General features: G+C 63.9%; 10 protein-coding genes and 2 pseudogenes. 3 read left to right on the top strand and 9 right to left on the bottom strand.

Going from position 1 to position 12368, the window contains the following annotated elements:
• The 3 genes and pseudogenes from G6038_RS28005 to G6038_RS28015 form a co-directional block, all read left to right on the top strand.
• A pseudogene (locus G6038_RS28005) lies at positions 1-253 on the top strand (transcriptional regulator); the annotation flags it as partial.
• 139 nt (positions 254-392) lie between these two features.
• Complete coding sequence (locus tag G6038_RS28010; RefSeq protein WP_165041829.1) at positions 393-800, top strand: cupin domain-containing protein; 408 nt, start codon at positions 393-395, stop codon at positions 798-800.
• 127 nt (positions 801-927) lie between these two features.
• Positions 928-1254, top strand: a complete 327-nt coding sequence (locus tag G6038_RS28015) for a carboxymuconolactone decarboxylase family protein (protein ID WP_165041811.1) — start codon at positions 928-930, stop codon at positions 1252-1254.
• 654 nt (positions 1255-1908) lie between these two features.
• Here the strand turns inward: G6038_RS28015 and G6038_RS32220 are convergent.
• From G6038_RS32220 to G6038_RS28060, 9 genes and pseudogenes are all read right to left on the bottom strand, one after another.
• Complete coding sequence (locus tag G6038_RS32220; RefSeq protein ID WP_165041813.1) at positions 1909-2520, bottom strand: cupin domain-containing protein; 612 nt, start codon at positions 2518-2520, stop codon at positions 1909-1911.
• Between the two features lie 607 nt (positions 2521-3127).
• Complete coding sequence (locus tag G6038_RS28025; protein WP_346772938.1) at positions 3128-4498, bottom strand: MFS transporter; 1371 nt, start codon at positions 4496-4498, stop codon at positions 3128-3130.
• 144 nt (positions 4499-4642) lie between these two features.
• Positions 4643-5173 carry a cupin domain-containing protein gene (locus G6038_RS28030; protein WP_165041817.1) on the bottom strand — a complete coding sequence of 177 codons (531 nt, stop codon included), beginning with the start codon at positions 5171-5173 and terminating at the stop codon, positions 4643-4645.
• 555 nt (positions 5174-5728) lie between these two features.
• Positions 5729-6796: an IS630 family transposase gene (locus G6038_RS28035; RefSeq protein WP_165041819.1), complete on the bottom strand. Its 1068-nt coding sequence runs from the start codon at positions 6794-6796 to the stop codon at positions 5729-5731.
• A 522-nt stretch (positions 6797-7318) separates the two neighbouring features.
• Positions 7319-8119, bottom strand: coding sequence for an SDR family oxidoreductase (locus tag G6038_RS28040; protein WP_165041821.1), 801 nt, complete (start codon positions 8117-8119; stop codon positions 7319-7321).
• Between the two features lie 235 nt (positions 8120-8354).
• The gene (locus tag G6038_RS32225; protein ID WP_165041831.1) at positions 8355-8651 is read right to left on the bottom strand and encodes a cupin domain-containing protein; all 297 of its coding nucleotides are present in this window, start codon (positions 8649-8651) and stop codon (positions 8355-8357) included.
• A 234-nt stretch (positions 8652-8885) separates the two neighbouring features.
• Complete coding sequence (locus G6038_RS28050; RefSeq protein WP_165041823.1) at positions 8886-9794, bottom strand: mycofactocin-coupled SDR family oxidoreductase; 909 nt, start codon at positions 9792-9794, stop codon at positions 8886-8888.
• Positions 9795-9883: 89 nt separating this feature from the next.
• Positions 9884-11368: an aldehyde dehydrogenase gene (locus G6038_RS28055; RefSeq protein ID WP_165041825.1), complete on the bottom strand. Its 1485-nt coding sequence runs from the start codon at positions 11366-11368 to the stop codon at positions 9884-9886.
• Between the two features lie 359 nt (positions 11369-11727).
• Positions 11728-12368 (bottom strand): annotated as a pseudogene (locus tag G6038_RS28060) (AMP-binding protein); the annotation flags it as partial.

Consider the following 12368-nt stretch of genomic DNA (forward strand, 5'->3'; position numbering starts at 1 on the left):
AGCACACAACGTCCGCATCCACCACGCCGGGAACAAGCAGTTCAACCACCCGGTGGTCGGGCCCCTCGACCTCGTCTACCACTCCCTCGATCTGGCCGCGGACGACGACTGGGTCCTGGATCTGACCATCTACACCGCCGAACCCGCAACCGCCTCCGAGGACCGGCTCAAGCTTCTCGCCAGCTGGGCCGCGACCCTGGTTACCGACGCGATCGAAACCCCCCAGCCCGGCGACCGACCACACACGAGCTAGCTGGGCAGAACCCCTACGTCGATCCTTCCGGGCCGACCCGAACGTCCACCGGGAACCGATGTCGCGATCGTTCGCCGCCGGCCTTGCCCGCATCGAAGGCCACCTCACCATCCACAACCCCGAAGCCCTGAGAGGAATCATGGAATTCGTCAAGCAGCAGCCCACCACGAAAGCGCCTGCGGACTGGTTCACCGGCGACGTCTGGTTCGACGTAATCTACGCGGGCAAGGAGCCGTCCCGCATGCGCGCCAACCTGGTCCGCTTCTCGCCCGGTGCCCGTACCCACTGGCACTCCCACGTGCTGGGCCAGGCCCTCCACGTCGTCTCCGGCACCGCCCTGATCGGCACCCGCGACGGCACCGTCTTCGAAGCCCACCCCGGCCAGACGGTCACCTGTCCCCCGAATGAGGAGCACTGGCACGGCGCCACCTCCGACCGCTTCATGGAGCACATCGCCATGTGGGAAGGCAAGGGCGACGGAAGCACTGAGACCACCTGGAACGAGCCGGTCACCGACGAACAGTACAACCAACCCCGCAGCCGCTGACCAGAAACCGCAGGCGCCTTGTGGCTCGGCCCACGAACCCGGGCCGTGGACTGCGGCCGGTACCACCGACGCAGCTGAAGCCGAGCAGAAACTCATGCTGCCCGACCCATCGGCGAAAGGATTTTCGATGACCCACCAACGCAAGCAGATCGGCAGCGGACGTAACGCGATCGGTGACTTCGCCCCGAAGCTCGCCGAGCTCACCGACGACGTCCTGTTCGAGGATGTGTGGAATCGTCCTGAGCTCTCCCCCCGCGACCGTAGCCTGATCACGGTGGCCGCCCTCGTCGCCGGAGGCGATAGCGACCAGCTCCGCTTCCACCTCAAACACGCCAAGGACAACGGCGTCACCGAGAGCGAGCTCATCGAGGCGATCACCCACCTTGCCTTCTATGCCGGCTGGCCCAAGGCCATGACGGGCGTCGCCACAGCGAAGCAGGTCTTCACGGCCTAAGCCCCAAGGAAGGAGGAGTCTCATGCCCATTCTCGACGGCGTCCAGGCGCACCGGGCAGGGCACCTCAGCGGCTGACGTACCCCGCGGCACGGTCGCATCTTTTTCGGCGACGCGATCGGCAAGCTGGTGCAAGTCACCGTTCCGCCCGGACCTTGGGAGTCCAGGCGGGGTGGCGCGGTGAGCGGATCCGGTGACGTATTCCGTAGCGGACTGGGAATGTCCGCGATCCTGAGAAGGCGGATCTGCTGTACTTTCAGTGAAGGCACCGGTGTGTCGCTGTCCTGCACCGACATCAGTCGTCGAAGCAATCTTCCGTGCGCTCGAGACAGCTGGACGGGTTTGCTTCTGCATTTGGACAGTGCCGGTATTCTCGTCGTCCGGCGGGTTGGCTCGACCGTCCGCATCGAGGCTCTGCCGTGGGCAACCACGGACGTGCACGCGTTGTCACGGCGAGGCACACCGCGTGCTTCAGTTGCGTCGAATCAACTGGTAGTTCAGTTTCGTGGTTCGGCGGGGCGCAGGTGTCTGCGCCCCGCCGACCGATCGAACAGAGCGACTGGGCGATGACCCCCAAGTGGCGCGTGCCCACAGCGGTGATGTTTCAGATCATCGGCCCGTCCTGGTCACGCGCTGCACTTGGGCGCCCTGCGCTGTCAGTTGCCAGCGACAGAGCCAGTCACCTGAGGTTGACCCGATTTCTGCGCCGCGGCTTTGTCGCTGCGGTTGGCCCCCACCAGGACGGAGGCGACCGTGCAGGGCTCGGTGCCTTCATTTCGCCAGTTGTGCCATGCCCCGCGCATGATGATCGTGTCACCCTTTCGGACCAGGACCTCTCGGCGGTCGAGTTCCATAATCATCTCGCCGGAGAGTACATGGACGAAGTCGATGGTGTCGGTGATGTGCATGCCCGGGCGCTCTTCGCTGAACGACTCGGCGAGCCCGGGCATGTCTGACGGGTGGGTGTCGTCCTCGACCCGGTATCGATCGATGTCTCCGGTTCCGCTCGACTTCGGCAGGAAGGTGAAGAATACGAACCGGATGCCACCGACCGACGGGAAGAACGGTTCTATTACAGGATCCGGGTTCTGGCCAGCTCCGACTGTTGTGATGCCTTCGGCTGTTCCCCACAACAGGCTTCCCTTGAACAGAGGATTCCCATCGGCATCGTATTCAGTGAGAGCCTCAACCGTGCGTTCATAATAGTCCGACGTTCCGTCCTCCCCGATGCGAGTAACGAGAACACGGGCATTGTCTGGATGGTGCACTGTAATTCCTTTCCCAGGGTAACCTGTGTAGGACAGATTCTTCGTGCAATGGCAGTCAACTGTGCACAGGGTGATCCGTTGATGCCGGAGATGCACCGCTACCTGCAGTTCGGCGACCAGCGTTCGATCACATCGCCTGCGATCGGCCCGCTGGTTCGGGAGACTGTGAGTCGCCCATCGCAGGAGCAACTGTATGTAGCGCTCTCAGACGACCGCCGGCCATCTACCACCGCTGCGCAACGACGCCCCCTATTCGAGCCAGCGCGGTAACGCCCGGCTGTAGCGGATCGGTCATGGTGACATTGGGATGCCGGTTCCGGCAATATCCATAGACGTAGCGTCAATGCCACAAGTCCTTCGCGCAGATGGACGGCTCGGGTCGCTGCGTATGAAGACGCACCATCGCGTCCGGGTCCAGTTCATTGATGATCGAGCCGGACACGTCACAGACAGTTCCTCATAGGCTCGCGATCATTCAAAGCCGTTGAGGAGCCCGGTGTCCTGAGTCGTATCCGGACTGTTTCCCACATGACAGGACAAGGGTGTCATGTGGGAAACAGTCCGCTCCAGATCGACTTCCTCTCCAGCGGAGAAGCAGTACTGGCTGCTAGCTTCGCGCCAGGTTCCGTTCGGTCTCGCCTGCCTCGATGCTGTCTGCATCGCCTCTCGCAAACACTTCTCTGGTATTCGTCCAGAGAGCCATGGCGGCCATGCAAGCCACCAGCACGACGACCGAGGATGCCAGATACATCGCGCGGGCAGTGACCACCGTCAGGAGCGCCCCAACCAGGAGCGGTGCGGTGATCGATCCCACGCGGCTGAAGCCACCCATCATCCCCAACGCGCGAGCGCGAATTGCCGCCGGGTACATACGAGTCGCCGACGTCATGTAAGCGGACAGTCCGGCTTGCATTCCCATACCGAGGACAACAGCCGACACCATGGCAATGCCGCCCGACAGTGTGAGTGCGAACGTCACCTGGGCGACGACTGCAGCGCCAAGGGCGAGCCAGCACAGCTTTGTCGGGATGATTCGCAGCGTCAATAGAGCGAAGAACACACCACCGGTAATCGCACCGATGCTGATCACGGTCGCTACAAGAGCGCCGGTTTCGACATTGCCTGTTGCGGTAGAGATGAGCTGGGGCGTCCAACTGTTGATGAAGTAGTAGCCGAGGATGCCACAGGTGTAGCCAACCCAGAGCAGTATCGACCGCACGCGGTACCGCGGGGAGAGGACGCCGACCTTCTCTGGGACAGATGAGTCGGCGCCTTGTGCGACGGGCGGCGACGCGGAGGGGTCCACACCCGACAGCCGCAGGCGTGCGGCAATGGCAGCAATCTTGTCTGTTTTCCGGTCGGACGACCTGCCAGCCAGGTAGACGACGCTTTCGGGCAGGGTCAGCCACACGAGCGTTGTGACGGCAGCGCTGACCAGTGCACCGAATACGAACAAGGCTTGCCACGCTCCGTCGAACGTGTTGATCACGAGCAAGCTTGCCAATCCGCCGATGAGGCTGCCGATCGGGAAGCCCAGCGTCACCAGGCCGACGCACAGGCTGCGCCTGTTCTCCGACGCGAACTCGTCGCCGATCACATGTACCAGCGGGAGCATGGATCCGACGGCGATGCCGGTGAGGAGGCGCGTGAACATCATCATCTCAACATTGGGCACAAGGGCGGTCAGGCCGAGAATGACGGTTGCAAAAGACAATGCACCTGTCACGACAGCCTTACGCCCGATCCGATCGGCGAGCGGGGCGACACCGATGCTGCCGATGGCATAACCGACGAATCCGAGACTGACGAGAAGTCCCTTTGCTTCACCAGATGCGAAGCCGTCCGGTAGGTGGGGCATCGCGTAGGAGACCAGCAGGAGGTCCAATCCGTCAACCGCGCCGCATAGAACGCACAGTGCGACTGCGTACCACCGATACACGCTCATGCGTTGGTTCCGCAACGCAGACACTACATCCATGTTCCCTGGTCCATTCTCTTACGAAACTCCGCTCGGCGGAGCGTGGATTCTGTCCTGGCACGGTCGAGGGTCGGTTGCACCAGAGAGGTCGATCTCCAAGCTTTGTTGAGCATCAATCGTTTTCGGGTCATCTGTCTCGACCGATCATCTGCCGACGGCGGAGATCATGATCGATTGCAGGACTACCGGCTCGTCGGTCCGGTTGCTCCATGCATGGTTGGTTCCGCGTTGGATCAGAGTGTCGCCGGCACGGAGCACCGTCTCTTCTGTCTCCATGATCGCGACGATCTCGCCGCTCAGGATGGTGACGATGTCGACTGTGTCCGTTACGTGAAAGGCGGGGCCTTCGCCGGACGCTTCGACATCACCGCTACCCGCGAGCTGTCCTTGCGAGTCGGCGTAGCCGGCTGATTGATCCCATTCAGAATCGGGGGCGAAGGACACGACGCGGTATACCAATCCCGATGCGGGCGGCTGGGTGATAACACCGTCTTCGAGCCCGGGACCGTCTTCGGGAGAGACCGGGATGCTCGCCACCCGCCAGATGTCGCACTTGGTGTTCCCAGCGGCAACGAATCGATCGGGAGTGAGCTCGTCACTGACGAAGCAGGACTTCCCTGCCTCGTTCACGCCGGTCACCACCCGTCGCGCTTGAGCCTCATGATGCTTGCTCATGTGTGTCCTCCTTCATGGTCAGTCTCGCCGCTGAGCGAAGTAGTGAATTGAGTTACGGTGACTGCCGCACGGCCTTCGAGGGCGCGTCTGCCTCGTGCGGAGGACCGCCTGAGTCGCGCTCGGCGTAGGAGCTACAACACTGGGCCCCACTCGCTAAGTCCCCAATTTATCACAGTAAATAGGCCTGCTGTGATGCTAGCCACAACGACTACTACCGTCAAGTGTCGGGGACAGGGGGTCCGGTCGCCCTCCCGGGTCCGCAATCAGCAGCGATCGCCCGCGATACGAGCCGGTCACTGGAGCCGAAGGGGGACAGCGAACCGAGTCGCACGCCCAATCGAGTACGCACCGCGTTATGGTTTTGCCGTCAACGCGGCGATTGAGGCAGGCACACGACAAGTACGCCGAGCCGCATCTATAGTGATAAATAGACGAAACTGGCACCAGGAGACTCGGTTGATCAGCACTGCGTGTGGAGAAGTACTTCACGGGTCGCGCGGGTTTCAACCCGACAGTCCTCGGCGCTAGTGGTCATCGGCGTTAGTTCGTCGGGGGTCAGGCAACCCGCCCGAACTCGGGGGCGGGTGCGTCCGGGTCGTGTCGACGCAGTCGTGCCAGGTAGTCGTTGAGGTCAGCGCGCGTGTACCGCCAGTCGAACGGGCGGGCGGTGGTGTTGTAGCGGTCCTCGAACGCCAGGATCCGGGTGGCGAGAGCATCGAGGTCGGCGAAGTCGACCGGGGCGATGGCCTTGCGGTGCAGGACCGAGAAGTAGATCTCCACCTGGTTCAACCACGACGCGTGCACCGGAAGGTGCACCAACGTCGCGGTCGGCCAAGCCGACCGCATTCGCTCAACCGAACGGGCCCCGTTGTGGGACGAGCCGTTGTCGACGACCCAGAACACCCGCGTGGCCGAGGCGTACGGCTCGGTGGTCATCACCTTCTCGACCAGGTCGGCGAACCAGGCGATCCCCGTCTTCGGGGCGATGGCGCCGAGCACCTGCCCGCGGTGCACGTCGTACGCGGCGAAGTACGCCAACGTGCCCCCGCGGCGGTACTCGGCCTCGACCCGGGCCGGGCGTCCCGGTCCGGTGGCCAGGCCCGGATACCGCCGCCGCAGGGCCTGCAGCTGGGACTTCTCGTCGGCGCTGATCACGTACTCGTCGTCCCCGAGAGCGATGCCCTCCCACCGCCGGTCGTACAGGTCCAGGACCCGACCGGCCTTGACCGCGAACGCCGGATCCCGCGGGAAGATCCAGGATCGGTGCTGCCACGGCTTGATCGCGTCGGCGGCCAGCCCCCGGCGCACCGTGGCCGCACTGATCGACTCGACCACCTGCTCGGCAACGGCGTGACGCGCCAACTCGGCGGCCGACCAGCGGGCCAGCGGCACGTCCCGCTGCGCCGGCGGACTGCACGCCAGCGCCTTGACCTCGGCGACCTGCACGGGCGTGAACCGCCGTGGCCGACCCGGCCGCGGCCGATCCTCGAGCCCGGCGAGTCGGTGCGCGGCGAAACGGACCCGCCACTTGCGGACGGTGTCCACATGCACCCGCAGGTCGGCGGCGATGACCGCGTTGGCGGCACCCCCGGCGGCGGCGAGCACGATCCTCGCGCGCAGCACCCGCCGGTGCTCGGCGGTGGCCGACCGTACCCGCCGCGCGACAGCGCGTCACGTTCGGTGGCGGACAACTCGATCGGCACAGCAGCACGCAGTCGCCCGAGCGGGCGCGGGGTGCTTTCACGGCCGCCATGGGTCCGCGACCGTGAACGCACGATTTCCACGGGCGGGACAATCGGGCCGAAGTGCCGGCGACAGGCTCGGTCCGACCGCAGATCGTCGTGCAGCGGTCGGATCAGGGGTCGAGCGGCACACCGCGAGCATCGACACCGGGGAATGAGACGGCGACCGACCGGCCCTGACCGATGGACCGCAACTCGGAAGGGCTACGGAACAGCCGCGATCGCGTGCCTCACGCCGGTACCCGCTTGCGCGGTCATCCCGAAAGTCCCTGTCGACGCCCCGACCTACTGTGGAGGTCTCGGAGACGCCGTTCGTCGCGCTTGAGTTTTCCGCCCCAGTGATGAGCTACTTCGTCCCCGTTATCCCCATTGTGAATCCGTTGGGATCGCGGGTATGTCGCTGCTACTGAGCGGGCTGGCCTGTGGACACTCCAGCCGACGGCATGAGTACGGTCGACATGCCTCCGTCGACGAGGATGTCGACACCCGTGATCTGGGAGGCTTTAGAGCTCGCGAGGAACATGATCGCCTCTGCGACCTCGCTCGGGGTGCCGAGCTTCCGCAAAGGAAGTCGCGCTTCTCGCATCTCCCGCACGGCGCGCTGCTTGGGGTCGGAGAGGTCGTTGAAGACGCCTTCGGTCAGGCCTGTCATTGTCGGGCCAGGTGACACACTGTTGCATCGTATCCCGTCGGGACCCCACTCCAACGCCATCTGACGCACCAACATCAGGAGGCCCGCCTTCGCGACCGAATACGCCCCTTGGGGAGGTGCCGGATGGTGGCCACACGTCGATCCTGTGGCCACGATGTTCCCGCGGGACTGCGACAAGAAGGGGTGAGCGGCCCGACCGAGGGCCCACGTCGCACGGACGTTGAGCGCGATGGCGCGGTCGAACTCCTCCACGGAAAGGTCTTTCAGGAAGTAGAGAACCGGCGCACCAGCGTTGCTCACCAGGACGTCGATACCTCCGAGAGCATCCACGCACTCCTGGACTACTCGTTCAGCCTCGTCGGTCGAGGTGAGATCGGCAACGACGGTCGCCACTTGCGCACCACCCGTGCGCAACTCATGTGCGACCTTCTCGAGCGCATCAGCCGAAATATCGACGAGGCACAGAGCTGCCCCCTCTGCAGCCGCCAACTCGGCGACCGAGCGGCCGATTCCACTTGCAGCACCCGTCACCAGGTAGCGTCGTACGCCCACGTGTATCTCCTTGATACTTCACAGATTCAGAGCGTCTCTCGACCCCTTTGACCGTACTCAGCGCCTCGATCAGAGACCGCGCGCCGAGGGAGCAATTGAGTAACAAGCCAACGTCCGCAATCCACCACTACAGTTCTGTGCTGCAATGCCGGTTCACTCGAGTGACGCCGTTTTGCACGGGATCACCCAGCCTGGCTATTGCAACTATTACAATAGACATCGCCGCTGGGCCTTGTCAGCCCTGTTGGCGCAGCGAAGCGCGCTCGTAGTCCTCTCCGTCAACTTCTTCCAGCCACTCCGTAGCTCCGATCGTGGCGGAGTTGTGGACCAAGAATGTATCGGAACATGCTCCGTGCCAATGCTCTTCACCGGGGGACGTCCACACCATGTCACCGGCCCGGACTCGCGCGATCGCCCCGTCCCGAGACACAACCAACCCTTCACCCGACGTGATGGTAAGGAGCTGCCCCAGCTCGTGGCGGTGCCAGTACGTTCTCGCACCGGGCGAGAAGTATACGGTGCTCATGGACATCGAGTCGCAGCTCAGAAGGTGGTCCCCCCACGCTTTACCCGTGAACGGACCAGAGCGTTCCTCCACAGCACCATCGTTCGCGCGTCGATGAATGATCTCCACTTGAAAGCCCCTTCGACAGATGTGGCACTATGGTGTACCTCCTCGGTCTGGTTGCGTTGCTGAATCATGAACCTGGCCTCGCTTAGAACGGTTCGGCCTGCGCCAGAGCGGACGTAACCACCGCCGAGGCACTTATCCCCTGGCTTCCCTGGCTTCCTTGAGCTGGTATTCGAGTTCGCCCAGGCGTGCGCCCAGGAAGGGGCCGATGCCGGGAGGCTGGATTGTCATACCAGCATCGACAGGGAGAGCGATGCCGGTCACGTACTTCGCGTCATCGGAAGCGAGGTAGAGAACGGCGTGGGAGATGACCTCGGGCTCGACCCACGGGATGGGCAGGAGATTGAGCGACTGGGCGGTGAAACGCATGTCGTCGATCGTGGGGTTCTCCTTGTTGGGGCAGAACCGGCTCAGGTTGTAGTCGTTGACGAACAGCTTGGTGTTGACGTTTGTCGGTAGGACGGCGTTTGCACGAATGCCGTCCTGGGACAGATCGGCTGCCAGGCACTTGACCAGACCGATCAGCCCGTGCTTCGCGGTGGTGTAGGCAGCGTTGTTGTAGAGCCCGACCAGTGACGCGGCGGATCCGGTGACGATGATGGAGCCACCGCCGCTGTTGCGAAGGTGGGGAATCGCGGCAACGGCCGTTCGCCACACCGCCGAGAGGTTGGTGTCGATGACCGTGTCCCAGATCGACAGCGAGTCGGCGTCGGTGCCGTGGGGCAATCCGATGCCGTGGTTGATTGCGACTGTGTCGAGACGTCCCAGCTCTGCCACTGCTGCGTCGGTGACCTCGCGCATCTGGTCGCCGCTGCGAGCATCGGCCTGATAGCCGAGGCAGCGGCGTCCGAGCTTTTCCACGAGCGCCACGGTCTCGTCGAGCTCTTCTTTGGTGGCGAGCGGATAGTGGACGCCTTCGATCTGCTCACAGATGTCGGTCACGACGATGTCGGCACCCTCTTCGGCGAGGCGAATCGCGTGCGAGCGGCCCTGTCCACGCGCACCACCGGTGATCAGCGCTACTTTCCCGTCCATCTTTCCCATGATGTCTCCTTGGCATTCGTGCGCTGACCTTTGGGAGTCAACGCTTCTCGGTTGTGTGTGGCCCGGCAGGCCGATTGGTTACGACTGCGTCAGCGGATGACGAAGGGGTTCTCGGGTGCGCTGTTGTCGGTGGACATGACGACGCTCTTGACTTCGAGGTACTCGTTGACTGCGTCGACGCCGTTCTCTCGGCCCATGCCGGATCGCTTGACCCCGCCGAAGGGCAGCATGTAACTGTACGTGCGATACGTGTTCAACCACACGGTGCCCACACGCAGCGCCTTCGACATCCGCAGTGCGCGGGCCATGTCACGGGTCCACACGCCGGCGACGAGGCCGTAGTCGACGTCGTTGGCGATCCGGACTGCCTGCTCCTCGTCGCCGAACTCGATCACCGACAGGATCGGGCCGAACACTTCTTCCTGGGCGATTCTCATACTGTTGTCGACGTCGACGAAGATGGTGGGCTCGACGAACTGGCCGCCCCGCAACTCCTCCTGTGATGCGGGATTACCACCCAGCACGCACCGGGCACCTTCGGACTTGGCGATGTCTAGGTACTGCAGCACTTTCTGGTACTGAGGCGCGGTGGCGATCGGTCCCACATTGGTCCGGGGGTCCATCGGGTCACCCAGACGGATGCCGCGCGCGAGTTCGATCACCTTGCCGATGAGCTCGTCGCGAACCGACCGGTGGACCACCAGTCGCGACCCGGCAGCACACATCTGTCCGGCCGCGCCGAAGATGCCGGTGATGACGCCTGTTGCGGCGAGGTCGAGGTCGGCGTCTTCGAAGACGATGTTCGGCGACTTTCCGCCGAGTTCGAGCGAGACACGCTTGAGCGATCGAGCTGCCGCCTCGTAGATGCGGATGCCGGTCTGTTCGGCGCCGGTGAAGGTGATCTTCGCAACGTCGGGGTGCTCGACCAGGGCGGCGCCCACGTCCGGACCGAGACCGGTCACCACGTTGAACATGCCGTCCGGAAGGCCGGCCTCCTTGGTCAGTTCAGCAAAGTCGAGGGTGCTTGCCGAAGCGAACTCCGAGGGCTTGACGACAACCGAGCATCCCGCAGCCAGCGCCGGCGCACACTTGACCGCGACAAACCACACCGGGGAGTTCCATGCGGTCAGCGCGGCGACAACACCGATCGGCTCCTTCGTCGTAAAGGCAACCGTATTCGGCTTCTCCAAGGGAATCGATGCGCCCTCGATCTTGTCCGCGAGACCGGCATAGTAGTACCAGCATTCAGCCGACGCTGCTAACTGGCCTTTCACCTCTGCCAAGAGTTTGCCGTTGTCCCGGACCTCCGACTCGGCGACCTTGTCGGCGTTCGCGACCAGAAGGTCGCCGATCTTCCGCATGACGGCACCACGACGCGAGCCCGACATCGTCGCCCACGGTCCTTCGGTCATCGCGATGCGCGCGGCTTGAACGGCTGCGGAAACGTCCTTGTCGCTTCCCTTGGGGATCTGTGCCCAGACGTCCCCACGATATGGATCGACCGTATCGAGCCACTCTCCGCTCGCGGGATCGACGCCTTCTCCGTTGATGAACATCTGGTATGTCGTCGTCATCTGTCGAGACCTCTCGCCTTCCGTTTGTTGCAACTTTCAAGGACCCAACCCATGTCAAGAGAAGGGCGGCACCGGTCCCCAACGGTGCGGGAAAGAGCGATGCCGGGCCGACGCGCAATGCTCGCCTCAAGCTGGGCGTCGATGCCTCTCATGTGCCATACCCCATCAGCATCGACCGACGTCCTGACTCGCTGGTGGCGAGACCACGCTCGCCTATGCCTGAACCGAGGAGGGAAAGTGACCGCGGTTACAGGAGGTAATCTACTGTAATAAATATAAAAGTCAATCTCCGGACGCAGACCGGCTCGGCCAACGACGCCTGTGGGACGCGCTGGCCGAGCCGGGCTGCATTTCAGGATCTACCGTCCGTTGAGGGGGTCGAACACCTTCGGGTCGACGAGGGTGGAGGTGTCGCCGAGTTCGCGGCCCTCGGCGACGTCGCGCAGCAGGCGGCGCATGATCTTGCCGGAGCGGGTCTTGGGCAGCTCCGGGACGATCGAGATCTGCCGGGGCTTGGCGATCGGGGAGATCTCGGTGGAGACCTGGTTGCGCAGTTCGGCGATGAGCTGATCGCCGGTGTTCTGCACGCCCTCGCGCAGGATGACGAACGCGACGATGCCCTGGCCGGTGGTCTCGTCGGCGGCACCGACGACGGCGGCCTCGGCGACGGCGGGGTGCCCGACGAGGGCGGATTCGACCTCGGAGGTCGAGATCCGGTGCCCGGAGACGTTCATGACGTCGTCGACGCGGCCGAGGACCCACAGGGCGCCGTCCTCGTCGTAGCGGGCGCCGTCGCCGGCGAAGTACCAGCCCTCCTCGGCGTACCGGGACCAGTAGGTGTCCCGGTAGCGGTCCATGTCGCCCCAGATGCCCCGCAGCATCGACGGCCACGGCTGATCGAGCACCAGGTAGCCGTTGCCGCCGGTCCCCAGCGGCTTGGCGTTGTCGTCGACGATCTTGGCGGAGATGCCGGGCAGCGGCGCCATCGCCGAGCCCGGCT

The organism is Rhodococcus sp. 14C212 (assembly GCF_011058195.1).
Taxonomy (GTDB): Bacteria; Actinomycetota; Actinomycetes; order Mycobacteriales; family Mycobacteriaceae; genus Rhodococcus; species Rhodococcus aetherivorans.

Bases quoted from the DNA above. Each gene is read 5' to 3' on its own strand.
- G6038_RS28010 (WP_165041829.1), top strand. From the start codon at position 393: ATGGAATTCGTCAAGCAGCAGCCCACCACGAAAGCGCCTGCGGACTGG.
- G6038_RS28015 (WP_165041811.1), top strand. From the start codon at position 928: ATGACCCACCAACGCAAGCAGATCGGCAGCGGACGTAACGCGATCGGT.
- G6038_RS28025 (WP_346772938.1), bottom strand. From the start codon at position 4,498: ATGGATGTAGTGTCTGCGTTGCGGAACCAACGCATGAGCGTGTATCGG.
- G6038_RS28030 (WP_165041817.1), bottom strand. From the start codon at position 5,173: ATGAGCAAGCATCATGAGGCTCAAGCGCGACGGGTGGTGACCGGCGTG.
- G6038_RS32225 (WP_165041831.1), bottom strand. From the start codon at position 8,651: ATGTCCATGAGCACCGTATACTTCTCGCCCGGTGCGAGAACGTACTGG.
- G6038_RS28050 (WP_165041823.1), bottom strand. From the start codon at position 9,794: ATGGGAAAGATGGACGGGAAAGTAGCGCTGATCACCGGTGGTGCGCGT.
- G6038_RS28055 (WP_165041825.1), bottom strand. From the start codon at position 11,368: ATGACGACGACATACCAGATGTTCATCAACGGAGAAGGCGTCGATCCC.